The sequence below is a fragment of the Xanthomonas sp. WHRI 7945 genome (assembly GCF_035026585.1).
Map to the genome: position 1 here is coordinate 235,279 of NZ_JAYIQP010000003.1, position 15,489 is coordinate 250,767.

Annotated in this window: 16 protein-coding genes and 1 tRNA gene; 14 read left to right on the top strand and 3 right to left on the bottom strand. The window is 69.7% G+C overall.

Annotated elements, in window-relative coordinates:
- Positions 1 to 275: 275 nt before the first annotated feature.
- The 5 genes from VDQ83_RS04120 (at position 276) to VDQ83_RS04140 (ending at position 4,096) form a co-directional block, all read left to right on the top strand.
- Positions 276 to 794, top strand: coding sequence for a Dps family protein (locus tag VDQ83_RS04120; protein ID WP_263395471.1), 519 nt, complete (start codon positions 276 to 278; stop codon positions 792 to 794).
- Between the two features lie 39 nt (positions 795 to 833).
- Positions 834 to 1,352, top strand: coding sequence for an ester cyclase (locus VDQ83_RS04125; RefSeq protein WP_455433960.1), 519 nt, complete (start codon positions 834 to 836; stop codon positions 1,350 to 1,352).
- 20 nt (positions 1,353 to 1,372) lie between these two features.
- Positions 1,373 to 1,999 carry an isochorismatase family protein gene (locus tag VDQ83_RS04130; protein ID WP_455433961.1) on the top strand — a complete coding sequence of 209 codons (627 nt, stop codon included), beginning with the start codon at positions 1,373 to 1,375 and terminating at the stop codon, positions 1,997 to 1,999.
- Between the two features lie 85 nt (positions 2,000 to 2,084).
- Entirely contained in the window at positions 2,085 to 2,510 is a 426-nt protein-coding gene (locus tag VDQ83_RS04135) for a hypothetical protein (protein WP_455433962.1), read from the top strand.
- A 494-nt stretch (positions 2,511 to 3,004) separates the two neighbouring features.
- Positions 3,005 to 4,096 carry a serine hydrolase domain-containing protein gene (locus VDQ83_RS04140; RefSeq protein WP_455433963.1) on the top strand — a complete coding sequence of 364 codons (1,092 nt, stop codon included), beginning with the start codon at positions 3,005 to 3,007 and terminating at the stop codon, positions 4,094 to 4,096.
- A 186-nt stretch (positions 4,097 to 4,282) separates the two neighbouring features.
- Here the strand turns inward: VDQ83_RS04140 and VDQ83_RS04145 are convergent.
- Both VDQ83_RS04145 and VDQ83_RS04150 read right to left on the bottom strand, forming a co-directional pair.
- Positions 4,283 to 4,356, bottom strand: a tRNA-Gly gene (locus VDQ83_RS04145).
- 269 nt (positions 4,357 to 4,625) lie between these two features.
- Positions 4,626 to 6,446, bottom strand: a complete 1,821-nt coding sequence (locus VDQ83_RS04150) for an autotransporter outer membrane beta-barrel domain-containing protein (protein WP_455433964.1) — start codon at positions 6,444 to 6,446, stop codon at positions 4,626 to 4,628.
- A 154-nt stretch (positions 6,447 to 6,600) separates the two neighbouring features.
- On the opposite strand from VDQ83_RS04150, the gene thiS reads away from it, so the two are divergent.
- The 4 genes from thiS (at position 6,601) to VDQ83_RS04170 (ending at position 10,398) form a co-directional block, all read left to right on the top strand.
- Entirely contained in the window at positions 6,601 to 6,801 is a 201-nt protein-coding gene (gene thiS, locus VDQ83_RS04155; RefSeq protein ID WP_263395477.1) for a sulfur carrier protein ThiS, read from the top strand.
- A 54-nt stretch (positions 6,802 to 6,855) separates the two neighbouring features.
- Positions 6,856 to 7,650 carry a thiazole synthase gene (locus tag VDQ83_RS04160; RefSeq protein ID WP_263395478.1) on the top strand — a complete coding sequence of 265 codons (795 nt, stop codon included), beginning with the start codon at positions 6,856 to 6,858 and terminating at the stop codon, positions 7,648 to 7,650.
- A 10-nt stretch (positions 7,651 to 7,660) separates the two neighbouring features.
- The gene (gene trmB / locus VDQ83_RS04165; protein ID WP_455433965.1) at positions 7,661 to 8,413 is read left to right on the top strand and encodes a tRNA (guanosine(46)-N7)-methyltransferase TrmB; all 753 of its coding nucleotides are present in this window, start codon (positions 7,661 to 7,663) and stop codon (positions 8,411 to 8,413) included.
- 116 nt (positions 8,414 to 8,529) lie between these two features.
- The gene (locus VDQ83_RS04170; protein ID WP_263395480.1) at positions 8,530 to 10,398 is read left to right on the top strand and encodes an SLC13 family permease; all 1,869 of its coding nucleotides are present in this window, start codon (positions 8,530 to 8,532) and stop codon (positions 10,396 to 10,398) included.
- Between the two features lie 152 nt (positions 10,399 to 10,550).
- On the opposite strand, the gene VDQ83_RS04175 is transcribed toward VDQ83_RS04170, so the two are convergent.
- Positions 10,551 to 10,889 carry a Rieske (2Fe-2S) protein gene (locus VDQ83_RS04175; protein WP_455433966.1) on the bottom strand — a complete coding sequence of 113 codons (339 nt, stop codon included), beginning with the start codon at positions 10,887 to 10,889 and terminating at the stop codon, positions 10,551 to 10,553.
- Positions 10,890 to 11,150: 261 nt separating this feature from the next.
- Here VDQ83_RS04175 and VDQ83_RS04180 point away from each other — a divergent pair, with 261 nt between their 5' ends.
- The 5 genes from VDQ83_RS04180 (at position 11,151) to VDQ83_RS04200 (ending at position 15,382) form a co-directional block, all read left to right on the top strand.
- Complete coding sequence (locus VDQ83_RS04180) at positions 11,151 to 11,426, top strand: hypothetical protein (RefSeq protein WP_309921150.1); 276 nt, start codon at positions 11,151 to 11,153, stop codon at positions 11,424 to 11,426.
- A 120-nt stretch (positions 11,427 to 11,546) separates the two neighbouring features.
- Positions 11,547 to 12,254, top strand: coding sequence for a fumarylacetoacetate hydrolase family protein (locus VDQ83_RS04185; protein WP_309921148.1), 708 nt, complete (start codon positions 11,547 to 11,549; stop codon positions 12,252 to 12,254).
- Between the two features lie 95 nt (positions 12,255 to 12,349).
- On the top strand, positions 12,350 to 12,769 hold the full coding sequence (gene mscL, locus VDQ83_RS04190) for a large-conductance mechanosensitive channel protein MscL (protein ID WP_309921145.1): 420 nt from the start codon (positions 12,350 to 12,352) through the stop codon (positions 12,767 to 12,769).
- 65 nt (positions 12,770 to 12,834) lie between these two features.
- Positions 12,835 to 14,247 (top strand): M28 family peptidase, encoded by a 1,413-nt coding sequence (locus tag VDQ83_RS04195; protein WP_263395484.1) that lies wholly within the window; start codon positions 12,835 to 12,837, stop codon positions 14,245 to 14,247.
- 64 nt (positions 14,248 to 14,311) lie between these two features.
- Entirely contained in the window at positions 14,312 to 15,382 is a 1,071-nt protein-coding gene (locus VDQ83_RS04200) for a LacI family DNA-binding transcriptional regulator (protein WP_455433967.1), read from the top strand.
- Positions 15,383 to 15,489 lie beyond the last annotated feature (107 nt).

Genomic DNA, 15,489 nt, shown 5'->3' on the forward strand with positions numbered 1-15,489 from the left:
GCGGCGTCTTGGATGCGGTTGCCTTATCTGCGGACCAGCGGCGAGCCTGGCTGCGAGGCGCCAGCCGCGCACGACGCCGGGGCGGCACCCGGCGTCGCCGTCGCGGCCGGCCCCACACCAAGGTATGAGGCGGCGAAACGATCCGCCGATGTCCGCGCCCTCGCCCGCCGCCTAACCTCTGCCTCGTCGAGTGGAGCGGCATCGCGGCACCACTCGCCCACGGACCGCCGCGGCACCGCCCCGGCAGCAGGCAGGCCCTTCAACAGGAGACACCCATGGATACCGTTTCGATCAAGTCGCGCCAGAGCAGCGCGCTGCACACGCCGACCGATCTCGGCGCCCAGGCCACCACCGATATCGGCGCGGCGCTGAACGTCCTGCTGGCGGACACGTTCGCGCTCTACCTGAAGACCAAGAACTTCCACTGGCACCTGTCGGGGCCGCATTTCCGCGACTACCACCTGCTGCTCGACGAACAGGGCGACCAGATCTTCGCCACCACCGACGCGATCGCCGAGCGCGCGCGCAAGGTCGGCGCGACCACGCTGCGCTCGATCGGCCACATCCACCGCCTGCAGCGGCTGCTCGACAACGACGCCGACTACGTGACGCCGCAGGACATGCTGGCCGAACTGGCCGAGGACAATCGCCGGCTCACCGGCTTCCTGCGCGCGACCCATGCGGTATGCGACGAGCACCACGACGTCGCCACCACCAGCCTGATCGAAGTGTGGATCGACGAGGCCGAACGCCGCGCCTGGTTCCTCTACGAAAGCTCCCGCGCCGCGCGCTGAACCCGTGCGCGGATGCGCGCAGCGACAAGGAACCGAACCATGCACATCAAGATGCCGCTGCCCGCACTGCTCGCCGCGCTGCTCGCCGCCAGCCCGGCGCCCGGCCATGCGGCCGCCCCGCCGGCCACGGCCGGCGCCATCGGCCATGCCGACATCCAGCGCTGGGCCGAGGCCTGGAACAGCCACGACATCGACACGGTCATGACCCTGTTCACGCCCGACGTGGTGATCCACCAGCCCAGCAATCCCAAGCCGCTCGACGCGGCCGGGACGCACGCGTTCTTCGCGATGATCTTCAAGGCCTATCCCGACTTCCACGTGACCCTGACCGACGCGCTGGTCGACGGCATGCAGGGCGTGTCGGTCGAACGGGTCACCGGCACCTGGAGCGGCCCCTACGTGGACCCGGCGACCGGCAAGACCACGCCCGGCAACGGCCGCCGCTTCGATCACCCCGGGGTCATGCTGCTCCACTACCGCGCCGACCACCGGATCGACGAGGTCACGATCTACTGGGACCGGCTGACCGTCGACCAGCAACTCGGCATCGCGCCGTAACCCCACCCCTGGAGCGCATCATGAGCGATCTTCCCCTGTTGACCCCGGACGCGTGCGCGCTGGTGCTGGTCGACGAACAGGCAGGCCTGGCGTTCGCCGCCGGCTCCGCCGACCGCCAATCCCTGCGCAGCAATGCCGTGGCGCTCGCGCGCAGCGCCGTCGCCTTCGCCGTGCCGGTGGTGGTCAGCACCTCCGCGTCGAAGGTCTACAGCGGCCCGCTGATGCCGCCGCTGCGCGCGGCGCTGCCGGATATCGTGCCGATCGAGCGGCGCAACATGAACCTGTGGGAAGACGCGGCGGCCAAGGCGGCCGTCGTCGCCACCGGCCGCAAGACCCTGGTCTTCGCCGGGCTGCTGACCGAAGCCTGCGTCAGCTTCCCGGTGCTGTCGGCGCTGGCCGACGGCTACAAGGTGCATGTGGTGGCCGATGCCTGCGGCGGGCTGACCGCCGCCAGCCACGATGCCGCATTGCGACGCATGGAACAGGCAGGCGCAGTCATGACCTCGTGGCTGCAGTTCCTGCTCGAACTGCAGCGCGACTGGACCCGGCACGCCACCTACGAGGCTGCACGCAGCATCGTCGTCGACCATGGCGGCGGCTATGGCATCGGCCTCGACTACGCCCGCGACATGATCAAGCCCGCCTGAGGCAGCGCGCGCCGCGGCGCCACGCGCGAAGCGTGCACCCCATGGATGCGCCGCAATGCCCGCAACAGCCCAAGGAACATCGCCAATGACCGACCTGCCACCGCCTCCGCCGCCCGTCACCACGCAGGAGTTGCGCATCGTCGATGCGCAGGGCCGCCCGCGGATGCTGCTGTCGGCGCTGAACGGCGTCCCTGAGATCGTGCTGCTGCGCGAGGACGGCAGCACCGGCGCGCGCGTCGCGCTCGACGCCGCCGGACGCCCGGCGCTGACGCTGTTCAACCCGCTCGCCGCCGGCCCGCACGCCACCGTCGAAATCGACGACAAGGGCGCGCACCTGCTGCTGGAACGCCCAGGCGGCGCCTCGTCCTACCTGTTCCTCAACGACGCCGGCGGCTCGGGCGTGGTGCTGATCGCCGCGGACGGCCAGCGCCGCCTCAGCGCCACCCTCGCCGCCGATGGCAGCAGCAGGATCGAGCGCGCGGAAGACTCCCACGCGCCAGCAAGCAAGTAGGCCACGACGAACGGCCAAGCAATCGACGAAGCCCCGGCGAATACGGATCGTCAGCCCGCGACAGCGCGTGCTGCGATGTCCTAGCGGATCGCCTTGCTCGCCGGCTCGGCCGGATCGGCCCGCGCGCACCGCTCAACCAGGCCACACCGCTGGCATCGACCACACACCGTTCGGCGCCAGCGCGGAAACTCCTCTCGCCATGGCGCCAGACGCGTATCGCTGCGCGTCGCTCGCCATGGATGCACCGATAGACGGACTTGGCAAACAGCGCTGCGGCCACCGGCTCCCGCTCGACCGAACGCCCTGCGCCGCGGCGACACGCCGAAACCCGCAACCGTGCGATCGCCCGCAACTGATACAGTCGCTGCGCCCGAATCGGCGCGAACGCGGCCTTTGCTCCTCGCCGCCACGGCGCGATCGTGGCCACGGCCGTCAGTGTCGGCCAAGCCAGACGCATCGCATTCCGGCGCCGCACCCATTCTGGAGACATTGCCATGCCCGATTCGCCCGTTGCGCCCTCGATGTCGCGGCGATCGCTGCTGGCCGCCTCCGGCGCGGCGCTGTTGCTGGCCGCACTGCCTCGCCCCGCATCGGCGGCCGCGAAGGAGGCGCCAAGCATCATCGACGCGTGGGCGAAGGCGAACGGCTTCCAGGGCGTGGTCCTGCTCGCCCGCGACGGCAAGGTCGCCTATGCGCAGCCCTTCGGCATCGTGGACGTGGAAGCGCAGCGGCCGGCGCAGCTCGACGACGTCTACGGCATCGCTTCGATTTCCAAATGGCTCACGACGCTGGCGGTGCTGCGCCTGGTCGAACGGCGCAAGCTCGACCTCGACCGGCCGATCACCGCCTGGCTGCCGGACTATCGCGCCGACACCGGCGCCCGCATCAACCTGCGGCGCCTGCTGTCCAACAGCAGCGGCCTGACCGAGCAGTTCAGCCCGGCCGCCAAGGCCGATCCATCGCTGATGACGCTGGAGCTGCCGACCGCCGAGGCGGTGCGCCGGTTCGCCAGCGCCGACCTCGCGTTCGAGCCTGGCGCGAAATTCGACTACATCTTCGCCAACTGGATCGTCGTCTACGCGATCGTCGAAGCGGTCGCCGGCATGCCGTTCGTGGACGCCGTGCGCAGCCTGGTCCTGGACCCGCTGGAGCTGCGCCACACCGGCACCGGCCCGGCGATCGCGACCGCGCCGACCACGGTGCCCTCCTACCGGACGCTGTCGCCGCCCGAGCGCCGTGCCTACGACAGGCCGGGCTTCATCGCCGCGGCCGGCGGCTATTTCAGCAACGCCCAGGACCTGATGCAGGCCGCGCACCGCGTCTACGACAAGGGCTTTCTGTCGGCAGCCTCGCTGCGCCAGCTCAACACGGTGGAAATGCCGGAGGAATATGCGCTCGGCGGCCGCGTGAAGACACTGACGCTGCAGGGCAAGCGCCGCACCTACGCCTGGGAAACCGGCAACACTGCCGGCTACCGCTCGCTGCTCGCGCACCGCCTGGACACGCGCGAGACGATCGTGATCCTCAACAACAGCAGCATGTCGCAGCGCCAACTCGACGAGTTCGCGATCGCCACGCAGTCCTGAGCGCGCGCATATCGGTTGCGATGCGCCTCTCCGGACACGCCGGTGGCGGCCATTGCGCCCATGCAGGCTGGCTTGCGGGCTATCGAGAGCAAAGAGAAGGAAGGTTCCAAGGCCGCGCCGGGCAGCGAATTGCGGAGCGGGCTGGAGAATGCGGAGCGCGCCGATTTGCAAGCGCCTTGCAACGACTGGAGCGGGCGATGGGAATCGAACCCACGTCAGTAGCTTGGGAAGCTACAGCTCTACCATTGAGCTACGCCCGCGTCGCCAGTGCAGTCTATGCGGTGGGCCGGCGGTTGCGCAAGAATCGGTGCGACAAAGCTGCAGCGATGGCGCGCCGGCATCGACTTGATCGCGATGCCGGTATTTGCGAGGTGGGATTCTTGTGGGAGGGGCTTCAGCCCCGACGCCTTCTCGACCAAGGCATCGGGGCTGAAGCCCCTCCCACAGGGAGCCGTGCGGCGGTCCCCGTCCTGACAGTCCATCGTGCCCGGCGTTGCGCCGAGCACGATGGACAGCCGCGATGCAGCGTTTAGAAGCTGCCGCCGAAGTTCACGAACAGCGAGGTGTCGCGCGCGCGGCTCTGGCCGGTGGTGGCGGCGATGCCGACATTGCTCTCCAGGCCCCACACCTTGGTCCGCGCGCCCAGCACCACCGAGGCGTAGTTGCGGTCCATGGCCAGGCCCGGCACCGCGTAGGCGCCCAGCTCGGGCATGGTCTGCAGCCACGCGGTGGCCTGCTCGCCCTTCTTGAACTCGTGGTCGTAGGTCGCCTGCACGTACGGCTTCACCATGCCGGCATCGACGCTGGCCTTCCAGCCGAGGCGGCCGACCAGCGACTCGACGTCCTGGTCGTAGTAGCCCAGCGCGCTGGAGTTCGGGTTACTCTCGGTGTAGCCGTCGAGCTTGACCTTCTGCCAGATCGCCGCGGCCACCGGGCCGTGCTTGAACGCGCCCTCGCCGAACTCGTAGCCGCCCTGCAGCGCCGCGGTCAGGTTGCTGCCGTCCGGCGAGCCGTTGTGCTCGATGGTGGCCGCCGCCAGGTTGACCTTGCGCTTGACGTCGTAGCTCAGCCAGCTGTAGCTGACCTGCGCGTTGACCCACGCGCGCTCGCCGTACCAGCCGGCGAAGCCGCCCAGGGTGCTGTCGTCCTGGGTGTAGTCGCCGCCGCGGTTGCCGAAGTCGGCGTCGACGCGGCCGAAACCGCCGAAGCCGCCGAACACCCACTCGCCGCGCGACCAGTCCACGCCGAACAGGCCGGCCGGGGCCAGGCCGTCGTACAGGTCGCCGTGCGAATAGCGCTGCATGTCGCCGCGCAGGTTGCCCCACCAGCGCATGCCGTCCGCTTCCGGGCGGGCATCGACGTGCCAGGCGACCTGGTCGGCGCGCGCGCGGCCGGTGACCTCGGCCGAGTGGCTCAGCACCTGCTGCAGGCGCGGGCCTTCCAGGATCGACAGCGCGTACTGCGCCAGCAGTTCGTGGGTGCGGCCGGTCGGATGGATGCCGTCGGCGAACACGTAGCTGTCGGCCGCGTCGGCGCTGACGTAGCTGGTCGGGTTGCAGGTCAGCGACTGCGCGGTGATCTGCGGCTGGCAGGCGGTGCCGGTGGCGTTGCTGAAACCGTAGGTGGACGGGCTGGCGATCACTTCCTGCAGCAGATGGAAGGTATCCACCGGGATCACCTGCAGCCCGGCGCTCTTGAGCCCGGCGAACAGCGCGCTGTTGTAGCTGCCGGCCAGCGCGGTGCCCTGCGCCATCGTCGTGGCGCCGCCGGCGCGGAAGCGCGGGGTGAGGCCGACGTCGGGGATGGTGGTGACCATGACGTAGCGCGCGCCGGCGTTCTGCAGGCCGGCGACGATGCCCACCTGCGCGGTCACCGAGTTGCCGATCGTGACCTGCGCCGGCGCGCCGGCCGCGACCGCGAGCAGGTCGTTGGCGCCGCCCCACACGCTGTACAGCGCGTTCGGGTCGGCCTTGCCGCCGTTGGCGGACAGATAGTTGCTGGTCTGCGTCGCCAGCGACGGCGCCACGCCCAGCGCGCTCGGGTTGGCCAGGCCGACGCGGGCGTTGCCGGCGGCGTAGTTGTCGCCGATCTGGCCGTTGCCGTTGGCGTGGCCGTCGGTGTGGTAGTAGTCGGCGATGTACTGCGCCCACACCCAGTCCGGATTGGTCGTGAACTGGCCGGTCACCGCCTGCGCCGAGGCCGGCAGCAGCGGCCGGTAGTAGCCGGCGTCGGTCAGGCTGTCGCCGAAGAACACGGTGCGGCTATAGGTCTGTTGCGCGAACGCGGGCGCGGCGGCGAGCACGATCGCGGCGGCCAGCAGCGAGCGGAGTGGACGGATGGACGAAGTCATGGATGCCCTCCCGGGCGATAATGAAGGTGACTCGGGGCACGGCCAGAACATACGCAGCCGCATGGCAGGCATGATTTCACCTCTGCCCTGCGCGCTCACGTTGCACTGCCGCAATACATCGCGCGCCTGACGGCACGCACTGCACAATGATGACATGAACATCGAATTGAACGGCCAGCTCCGCCCTTTGCAGCCCCACACCACCGTCGCCGTCCTGCTGATCGAGGAAGGCCTGGCGCAACGCCGCGTCGCGGTCGAGGTCAACGGCGCGATCGTGCCGCGCGGCGCACACGCCGAGCACGCGCTGCGCGACGGCGACCGGGTCGAGATCGTGCACGCGCTGGGCGGCGGCTGAATCCCGCGCGGCGCCCGCTCGGCAGCGTCGGGTGCGATGGGCGATAATCCGGCGATGAACGCTCACGCCCCCCACGATGCGCTGGTGATCGCCGGCAAGCCCTACCGTTCGCGCCTGCTCACCGGCACCGGCAAGTTCGCCGATCTCGAACAGACCCGGCAGGCCACCGAGGCCGCCGCCGCGGAAATCGTCACCGTCGCGATCCGCCGCTCCAACATCGGCCAGAACCCCGGCGAGCCCAACCTGCTCGACGTGCTGCCGCCGCAGCGCTACACCATCCTGCCCAACACCGCCGGCTGCTACACCGCCGAGGACGCGGTGCGCACCTGCCGCCTGGCGCGCGAACTGCTCGACGGCCACAACCTGACCAAGCTGGAAGTGCTGGGCGACCAGCGCACCCTGTTCCCGGACGTGGTGCAGACCCTGAAGGCCGCCGAGATCCTGGTCGCCGACGGTTTCGAAGTGATGGTCTACACCAGCGACGACCCGATCCTGGCCAAGCGCCTGGAGGAGATCGGCTGCGTGGCGGTGATGCCGCTGGCCGCGCCGATCGGCTCCGGGCTGGGCATCCAGAACCGCTACAACCTGCTGGAGATCATCGACAACGCCAAGGTGCCGATCATCGTCGACGCCGGCGTCGGCACCGCCTCGGACGCGGCGATCGCGATGGAGCTGGGCTGCGACGGCGTGCTGATGAACACCGCCATCGCCGGCGCGCGCAACCCGGTGCTGATGGCCAGCGCGATGCGCAAGGCGGTCGAGGCCGGGCGCGAGGCGTTCCTGGCCGGGCGCATCCCGCGCAAGCGCTACGCCAGTGCGTCGTCGCCGGTCGACGGGCTGATCGGCTGAGGCCGCGCGCATGACCGATCCGTTCTCCAGCGCCGGCGCCAAGACCCCGCCCAAGCCCTTCACCATCGAGGAAGGCCGGCGCCAGGTGCGCAGCTTCGTGCTGCGCCAGGGCCGCTTCACTCCCGCCCAGCAGCGTGCGTTCGACGAACTGTGGCCGCGCTTCGGCCTGGACTACGCCGGCCAGCCGCGCGATCTGGACGCCACCTTCGGCCGCACCGCGCGCAAGGTGCTGGAGATCGGCTTCGGCAACGGCGAGGCGTTGCGCTTCGCCGCCCGCCACGACCCGGCCCGCGACTACGTCGGCATCGAAGTGCACGCGCCCGGCGTAGGCCGCGTGCTGAACGCGCTGGCCGCCGACGACAGCCAACACGTGCGCCTGTACCACCATGACGCGGTGGAAGTGCTGGAGCACGAGATCGCCGACGGCGCGCTCGACGAAGTGCGCATCTACTTTCCCGATCCGTGGCACAAGAAGCGCCACAACAAGCGCCGCCTGCTGCAGCCGGCGTTCGCCGCCTTGCTGGTGCGCAAGCTGCGCGACGGCGGCCGCCTGCACGCGGCCACCGACTGGGCCGACTACGCCGAACAGATGTGGGACGTGCTCGATGCCACCGACGGCCTGGTCAACCGTGCCGGCCCGCGCGGCCACGTGCCGCGCCCGGACTGGCGCCCGCAGACCCATTTCGAGACCCGCGGCCAGAAGCTCGGCCATGGCGTGTGGGATCTGCTGTACGACAAGCCGGGATCGGGGATTCGGGACTAGATGAGGAGCGCATCCGCCATCCCGACGACGTATTTCCACGGCAAGCCATTGCCACGGCCGGCTCCGCCTGCCGCCTTGTCCACTCCCTAATCCCCAATCCCGAATCCCGGCCCTAAATGGACACCGCGCTGACGCTGACCAACGACATGAAGCTCGTGCTCGGGCTGGTCGGCTTCACGATGGCGATGTTCGTGTTCGAGCGGATCCGTGCCGACGTGGTCGCGCTGGTGGTGCTGGTGGTGCTCGGCGTCACCGGGCTGATCCCGCCGGAAGAACTGTTCAGCGGCTTCTCCGGCAACGCGGTGATGAGCATCATCGCCACCACCATCCTCGGCGCCGGGCTGGAACGCACCGGCGCGCTGAACCGGTTGGCCTCGTGGCTGCTGCGCCGCGCGCGCGGGGTCGAGGAGCGGCTGATGCTGCTGACCACCGCCATCGCCGGGCTCAACTCCTCGTTCATGCAGAACCCGTCGGTGATGGCGCTGTACCTGCCGGTGGCCTCGCGCCTGGCCGCGCGCACCGGGTTGACCCTGCAGCGCCTGCTGCTGCCGATCGCCGCGGCGATCGTGATGGGCGGCGCGTTGACCATGGTCGGCAACTCGCCGCTGATCCTGCTCAACGACCTGCTGCAGTCGGCCAACAACAACCTGCCCTCGGGCATGGCCACGATCGAGCCGCTGCGCATGTTCGCGCCGCTGCCGATCGGCCTGGCGCTGCTGCTGGCGTCGCTGATCTACTTCCGCGTGCGCGGCGACAAGACGCTGATGGAGGAAGAGCAGCTGATCAACAACGGGGTCACCCCGGCGCGCACCGAGAGCTACTTCGCACGCACCTACGGCATCGAGGGCGACGTGTTCGAACTGATCGTCAGCGCCGACAGCCCGCTGGTCGGCATGACCCTGGGCGAAGCCGAGACGGTGCACGACGCGCCGCTGCTGCTGGCCCTGAAGACCGGCAACGACACCCGCCTGGCGCCGCCGGCAGACATGCGCATCTGGGTCGGCAGCGTGCTCGGGGTGATGGGCGCGCGCCAGCAGGTGGCCGACTTCGCGCAGAACCAGTTCCTGCGCCTGTCCTCGCGGCTGCGCAACCTCGGCGACCTGTTCAATCCCAGCCGCGCCGGCATCTCCGAGGCGGTGATCCCGCCGACTTCGCGCTTCATCGGCAAGAACGCGGCCGAGCTGCGCCTGCGCAAGCAGTCCGGGATCAGCCTGCTGGCGATCAACCGCGACAAGCAGGTGATCCGCGAGGACGTGCGCAAGGTGCCGCTGCGCGCCGGCGACATGCTGGTGTTCCACAGCATCTGGCAGGACCTGGCGCAGGCCTCGGAGAGCCGCGATTTCGTCGTCGTCACCGACTATCCGAAGGGCGAGCACCGCCCGCACAAGTTCAAGATCGCGATGACGATCTTCGCCCTGACCATCCTGATCGCGCTGACCTCCAAGCTGCCGGTGGCGCTGACCCTGATGACCGGCGTGGCCGGCATGCTGCTGACCGGCGTGCTGCGCATGGACGAGGCCTACGCCTCGATCAACTGGAAGACCATCTTCATGATGGCCGGGCTGATCCCGCTGGGCTGGGCGATGGACAGCAGCGGCGCGGCGGCGTGGGTCGCTGGCCACACCATCGCGCGGCTGCCCGAAGGCGTGCCGGTGTGGGCGCTGGAGATCGCGCTGGCGCTGCTGACCACCGCGTTCTCGCTGGTGATCAGCCACGTCGGCGCGACCATCGTGATGGTGCCGATCGCGGTCAACCTGGCGCTGGCCGCCGGCGGCAATCCCACCGCGTTCGCGTTGATCGTGGCGCTGTCGGCCTCCAACAACCTGATGACCGCGTCCAACCCGGTGATCTCGATGATCACCGGCCCCGCCAACTACCAGCCGCGTGAACTGTGGCGCGTCGGCGCGCCGCTGTCGCTGATCTATACCGCGGTGGTGGTGCTGATGGTCAACCTGATGTCGATGGCCTGGTGGGGCGCGTTCTAGCCAGGCATTGGCGGCGCAGACGCTGCGGCCGGAAGACATGTGGGAGCGACTTCAGTCGCGACGGGCTTCGCCCGCCAGGCCTGGCATGACTGCCGCTCGCAAGACGACATCTTCTCCGTGACCGCAGTCGGATCGATATCCGCGCACCGGCCTCAGACCAACACCACCTGACCCTCGCGCACCGCCACCGACACCGCAAGCATGCTCTGGCCGCGACACGGCCCGGACACGCAGCTGCCGTGCTGCAACTCGAACGCGGCGCCGTGCGCGGCGCACACCACGTGGCCCTCGCGGCTCTTCAGGAACTGTCCCGGCGCCCAATCCAACCGGCGCCCGGCGTGCGGACACACGTTCAACCACGCGCGCACGCCATCGCCGTCGCGGTACAGCAGCAGCGATTCGACCTCGCCGCCAATGGCAGCCTCGACTTCGACCAGAGCACCGGGCGCGAGTTGCTCCAGCTGCGCCAACACGGCGGACGACTCGGTCATGGAAGACGGCGACAGCTGCGGAAAGGGCCGCCATTCTTGCATGTTCGTTTGCACGGGACTCGGGCCTCGGAAAAGCGCAGAGCCCGATTTGAAGCATTACCGACTTCCGTTCTTCGGGTCCCTGGTCCCCGGTCCCCGGTCCCGCGCACCACCGCAAGACATTGACCAAGTGTTAATTTTACGCTTAACGAACTTTTCACTCCGTCACAGAAGACACCGCGGATACTGCGCCATCGGTTCCAACTGACACAGACTTCTGCCATGCGTGCACGCGCCTTCAATTTCGATCAGTTCCGGCATGTCTTCGCGCCGCGCAAGCCGCGCCATCCGCTGGTGAAGCTGGCGGTCGGGCTGCTCGGCCTGGCGATCCTCGCCGGGCTGGTGTTCGTCAGCGTGTTCGTCGGTGCGGCGATGATTCTCGGCGGCATCGCGGTGAAGCTGCTGAGCCAGCGCAGCGGCAAGCGGCCGTCCACGGCGCGCCAGCATGTGGTCGATGGCGAGTACCGCGTGGTGCGCAAGCCGGCGTTGCCGTTGTAAGGCCGGGATTGGGGAATCGGGATTGGGGATTCGCGAAAGCGACATCACCTCGCCTGCCGGAGTCGGGTCGAACCTGACGCGCTAAACTTCCGCATCCCGTTCTTCTCTGGATGCGTGCCCATGAAAGACCTGTTCGCCGCTGCCGAAGCTCCGCGCGTGCCCGTGCGTGGGCTGGGATTGTTTCCGGTGCATCGCATCTACTGCGTGGGCCGCAACTTCGCCGACCATGCGCGCGAAATGGGCGCCAGCGCGCCGGCGTCGAAGGCCGATCGCGGCCAGCCGACGTTCTTCATGAAGCCCGCCGATGCGCTGGTGGTCGGCAGCGAGTCCATCCCCTACCCGTCCGCGACCCAGGACCTGCACCACGAAGTGGAGCTGGTGGTGGCGCTCGGCCAGGACGCGCCGGCCGGCGTGCTGAGCGTGGAGGATGCCGGCGCCTTGGTGCTGGCCTACGGCGTCGGCCTGGACCTGACCCGGCGCGACCTGCAGGCCGCGGCCAAGGCCAAGGGCCTGCCGTGGGACATCGCCAAGGGTTTCGACCATTCCGCGCCGATCAGCGAACTGATCCCGGCCGGCGAAGTGGGCGCGCTGGAGGCGCTGAACCTGTCGCTGGAGGTCAATGGGCAGGTGCGCCAGCAATCGCTGCTCGACCAGATGATCTGGAACGTGCCGGAGATCCTGCACGAGCTGTCCAAGCTGTTCGCGCTGCGCGCCGGCGACCTGGTGTTCATGGGCACGCCGGCCGGCGTGGCCGCGCTGCAGCCGGGCGATCGCTTCAGCGCGCGCCTGGAGAACGTCGCCGAGCGCCACGGCACCATCGTCGCTTGAGCGGCGATGCCTGTGCATCGTGATTCGCGAACGACAACGACTGCGCTAGGCTTGCGCAGCGGCGACAGGCCCGCGCAACGTTCGAGGAAGCTCCAATGGGCATGATCCGCGAGTTCAAGGAATTCGCCATGCGCGGCAACGTGCTGGACCTGGCGGTCGGCGTGGTGCTCGGCGCCGCGTTCGGCAAGATCGTCACCGCACTGGTGGAGAAGGTCATCATGCCGCCGATCGGCGTGCTCGCCGGCGGCGTGGATTTCTCGCGCTGGGCGTGGACGCTGAAGGCGGCGACGGTGGACGCGGCCGGCAAGGAAGTGCCGGCGGTGGTGATCGGCATCGGCGATTTCCTCAACACCATCCTCCAGTTCGTGATCGTGGCCTTCGCCATCTTCATGCTGGTCAAGGCGATCAACCGCATCGCGCGCAAGGAACCGCCGGCGCCCAAGGCGCCGAGCGAGGAGGTGCTGCTGCTGCGCGAGATCCGCGATGCGTTGAACAACGACGCCGCGCCCAAGTAGGCGCGGCGCCCGCAGGCGCGCCACGCGCTGCTAAGCTCGTGGCTTCCCCTGTCGCGGAGTCCTCCATGCGTCGTCTTGCCGTCGTCATCGCCGCCATGCTCGCCACCTCGTCCGCCGCCGCGGCCGAGACCACCCGCATCCCGGACGCGGCGCTGTCCACCGCCGCCACGCTGCGCGAGCAGGCCCTGGCAGACGACACCGGTTGGAAGGTGGTCGAATCGCTGACCACCGAAGTCGGCCCGCGCATGGCTGGCAGCGACGCCGATGCGCGCGCGGTCGCGTGGGCCAAGGCCAAGTTCAAGGCGCTGGGCTTCGACAGGGTGTGGACCGAGCCGGTGACGTTCCCGAAATGGGAGCGGCGCAGCGAGCATGCGCAGGTGCTCGGCGCCAATGCGCAGCCGCTGACCGTGACCGCGCTGGGCGGCAGCCCGGCCGGTACCGTCGAGGCCGAGGTGGTGCGCTTCGCCGACCTCGCCGCGCTGCAGGCCGCGCCGGCCGGTTCGCTGCGCGGCAAGATCGCCTTCGTCGACTACCAGATGGTCAAGGCGCGCGATGGCAAGGACTACGGCAATAGCGGCGCGGTGCGTAGCAAGGGCCCATCGGAGGCGATCCGCAAGGGCGCGATCGGCTTCGTGATGCGTTCGGCCGGCACCGACTCGCACCGCGTGCCGCATACCGGCATCACCCGCTTCGAGGAAGGCCTGACCCCGGTGCCGGCGGCGGCGCTGTCGGTGCCCGATGCCAACCAGCTGGCGCGGCTGGTCGCGCGCGGCCCGGTGCGGCTGCGCCTGGCGCTGGACTGCGGCTGGGACGGCCAGGCCACCTCGTACAACGTGATCGGCGAGATCACCGGGCGCAGCAAGCCCAAGGAAGTGGTGGTGATCGGCGGCCACCTGGATTCGTGGGACCTGGGCACCGGCGCGATCGACGACGGTGCCGGCGTCGGCATCAGCATGGCCGCCGGGCACCTGATCGGCCAGCTCAAGCGCGCGCCCAAGCGCAGCATCCGCGTGGTCGCCTTCGCCAACGAGGAGCAGGGCCTGTACGGCGGCAAGGCCTACGCGCAGGCGCACGCCAAGGACGTGGCGCTGCACCAGATCGCCGCCGAGAGCGACTTCGGCGCCGGCCGCATCTATGCGTTCAACACCGGCTCCGGCGATGCCGCCGCCTCGCGCGAGGCGACCCGGCAGATCGCCGAGGCGCTGGCGCCGTTGGGCATCGACTACGCGCCGGACAAGGGCGGCCCCGGCCCGGACGTGGGCCCGCTCGCGGCCAAGGGCGGCGCCTGGGCGTGGCTGGCGCAGGACGGCAGCGACTACTTCGACCTGCACCACACCGCCGACGACACCCTGGACAAGATCGACCCCAAGGCGCTGGCGCAGAACGTCGCCGCCTACGCGGTGTTCGCCTATCTGGCCGCCGAGGCGGACGGCGGCTTCGGCAGCCAGGCCAAGACAGTGGAACCGCCCACGGAGTAAGCTGCCACGCCTGCCGCGGGGGATGCGTGCAGGCCTTCCCTCTCTCGCAACGCCAGGACCCACGATGGGCAAACGGCAAGGTCGTGCAGGCTCGGCGGTGACGCTGCTGGATGTGGCGCGGCACGCGGGCGTCTCGCCGATGACCGCCTCGCGCGTGATCAACCACCACCCGCGGGTGGGCGCGGCGATGCGCGAGCGCGTCGAGGCCTCGATCAAGACGCTGGGCTACCGGCCCAACCTCGCCGGGCGCTCGTTGCGCACCGCCAGCCTGGCGCGGATCGGCGTGCTGTACAGCAATCCCAGCGCGGCCTATCTCAACCAGTTCATGCTCGGCATCCTCGAGCAGAGCAGCCTGGACGGCAGCCAGGTGCTGGTGGAAAAGAGCGACGACATCGGCAGCCAGCGCGCCGCCACCGAGCGCCTGCTCGAAGCCGGCGTGGACGGGGTGATCCTGCCGCCGCCGCTGTGCGACTCGCAGCAGACCATCGAGGAATTGGACGCGCGCGGCATCCCGGTCGTCGCCGTGGCCACCGGCGCGCCGATGCACGGCGTCAGTTCGGTGCGCATCGACGACTACCAGGCCGCCTGCGCGATCACCCGCCACCTGATCGAGCTCGGCCACCGCGACATCGGCTTCATCAGCGGCGACCCCAAGCACACCCCGAGCGCGCTGCGCAGCCGCGCGTTCTTCGACACCATGGCCGCGGCCGGCCTGCCGGTCGCCGCCACGCGCGTGGCCGATGGCCTGTTCACCTACCGCTCCGGGCTGCTCGCCGCGACCGCGCTGCTGCAAGCCGCGCCGCGCCCGACCGCGATCCTGTGCAGCAACGACGACATGGCCGCCGCCGCGGTGGCCATCGCCTACAGCCTGCGCCTGCGCGTGCCCGAGGACCTGTCGGTCGCCGGCTTCGACGATACCCCGGTGGCGACCACGATCTGGCCCGAGCTGACCACCATCCACCAGCCGGTCACCGCGATGGGCCGCGCCGCGGTCGCGCTGCTGCTCAGCGAGATCCGCCAGCGCCGCGACGGCCTGCCCAACCGCGGTGTGCACCAGGTGATGAAGTACACGCTGGTGACGCGCGGCTCGACCGCGCCGCCGGCAGAGCCGCCGTTGCTGCAGGCAGTCGGCTAGCGCGTTTTCTTCGTTGTGTTTAATCCACGGAAGTCGTAGGCGCGACTGCAGGTGGCTTCGGGCCATCGGTCGCGATGCGCTTTGCTGGTAAAGCCCGTCGCGACTGA

What these genes read in the sequence shown, in the direction of transcription:
- trmB (WP_455433965.1), top strand. Translation starts at nt 7,661, where the DNA reads ATGACCGATCCGTTCTCCAGCGCCGGCGCCAAGACCCCGCCCAAGCCC.
- VDQ83_RS04130 (WP_455433961.1), top strand. Translation starts at nt 1,373, where the DNA reads ATGAGCGATCTTCCCCTGTTGACCCCGGACGCGTGCGCGCTGGTGCTG.
- VDQ83_RS04200 (WP_455433967.1), top strand. Translation starts at nt 14,312, where the DNA reads ATGGGCAAACGGCAAGGTCGTGCAGGCTCGGCGGTGACGCTGCTGGAT.
- VDQ83_RS04140 (WP_455433963.1), top strand. Translation starts at nt 3,005, where the DNA reads ATGCCCGATTCGCCCGTTGCGCCCTCGATGTCGCGGCGATCGCTGCTG.
- VDQ83_RS04125 (WP_455433960.1), top strand. Translation starts at nt 834, where the DNA reads ATGCACATCAAGATGCCGCTGCCCGCACTGCTCGCCGCGCTGCTCGCC.
- VDQ83_RS04150 (WP_455433964.1), bottom strand. Translation starts at nt 6,446, where the DNA reads ATGACTTCGTCCATCCGTCCACTCCGCTCGCTGCTGGCCGCCGCGATC.
- thiS (WP_263395477.1), top strand. Translation starts at nt 6,601, where the DNA reads ATGAACATCGAATTGAACGGCCAGCTCCGCCCTTTGCAGCCCCACACC.
- VDQ83_RS04160 (WP_263395478.1), top strand. Translation starts at nt 6,856, where the DNA reads ATGAACGCTCACGCCCCCCACGATGCGCTGGTGATCGCCGGCAAGCCC.
- VDQ83_RS04175 (WP_455433966.1), bottom strand. Translation starts at nt 10,889, where the DNA reads ATGACCGAGTCGTCCGCCGTGTTGGCGCAGCTGGAGCAACTCGCGCCC.
- VDQ83_RS04170 (WP_263395480.1), top strand. Translation starts at nt 8,530, where the DNA reads ATGGACACCGCGCTGACGCTGACCAACGACATGAAGCTCGTGCTCGGG.
- VDQ83_RS04180 (WP_309921150.1), top strand. Translation starts at nt 11,151, where the DNA reads ATGCGTGCACGCGCCTTCAATTTCGATCAGTTCCGGCATGTCTTCGCG.
- mscL (WP_309921145.1), top strand. Translation starts at nt 12,350, where the DNA reads ATGGGCATGATCCGCGAGTTCAAGGAATTCGCCATGCGCGGCAACGTG.
- VDQ83_RS04135 (WP_455433962.1), top strand. Translation starts at nt 2,085, where the DNA reads ATGACCGACCTGCCACCGCCTCCGCCGCCCGTCACCACGCAGGAGTTG.
- VDQ83_RS04195 (WP_263395484.1), top strand. Translation starts at nt 12,835, where the DNA reads ATGCGTCGTCTTGCCGTCGTCATCGCCGCCATGCTCGCCACCTCGTCC.
- VDQ83_RS04120 (WP_263395471.1), top strand. Translation starts at nt 276, where the DNA reads ATGGATACCGTTTCGATCAAGTCGCGCCAGAGCAGCGCGCTGCACACG.
- VDQ83_RS04185 (WP_309921148.1), top strand. Translation starts at nt 11,547, where the DNA reads ATGAAAGACCTGTTCGCCGCTGCCGAAGCTCCGCGCGTGCCCGTGCGT.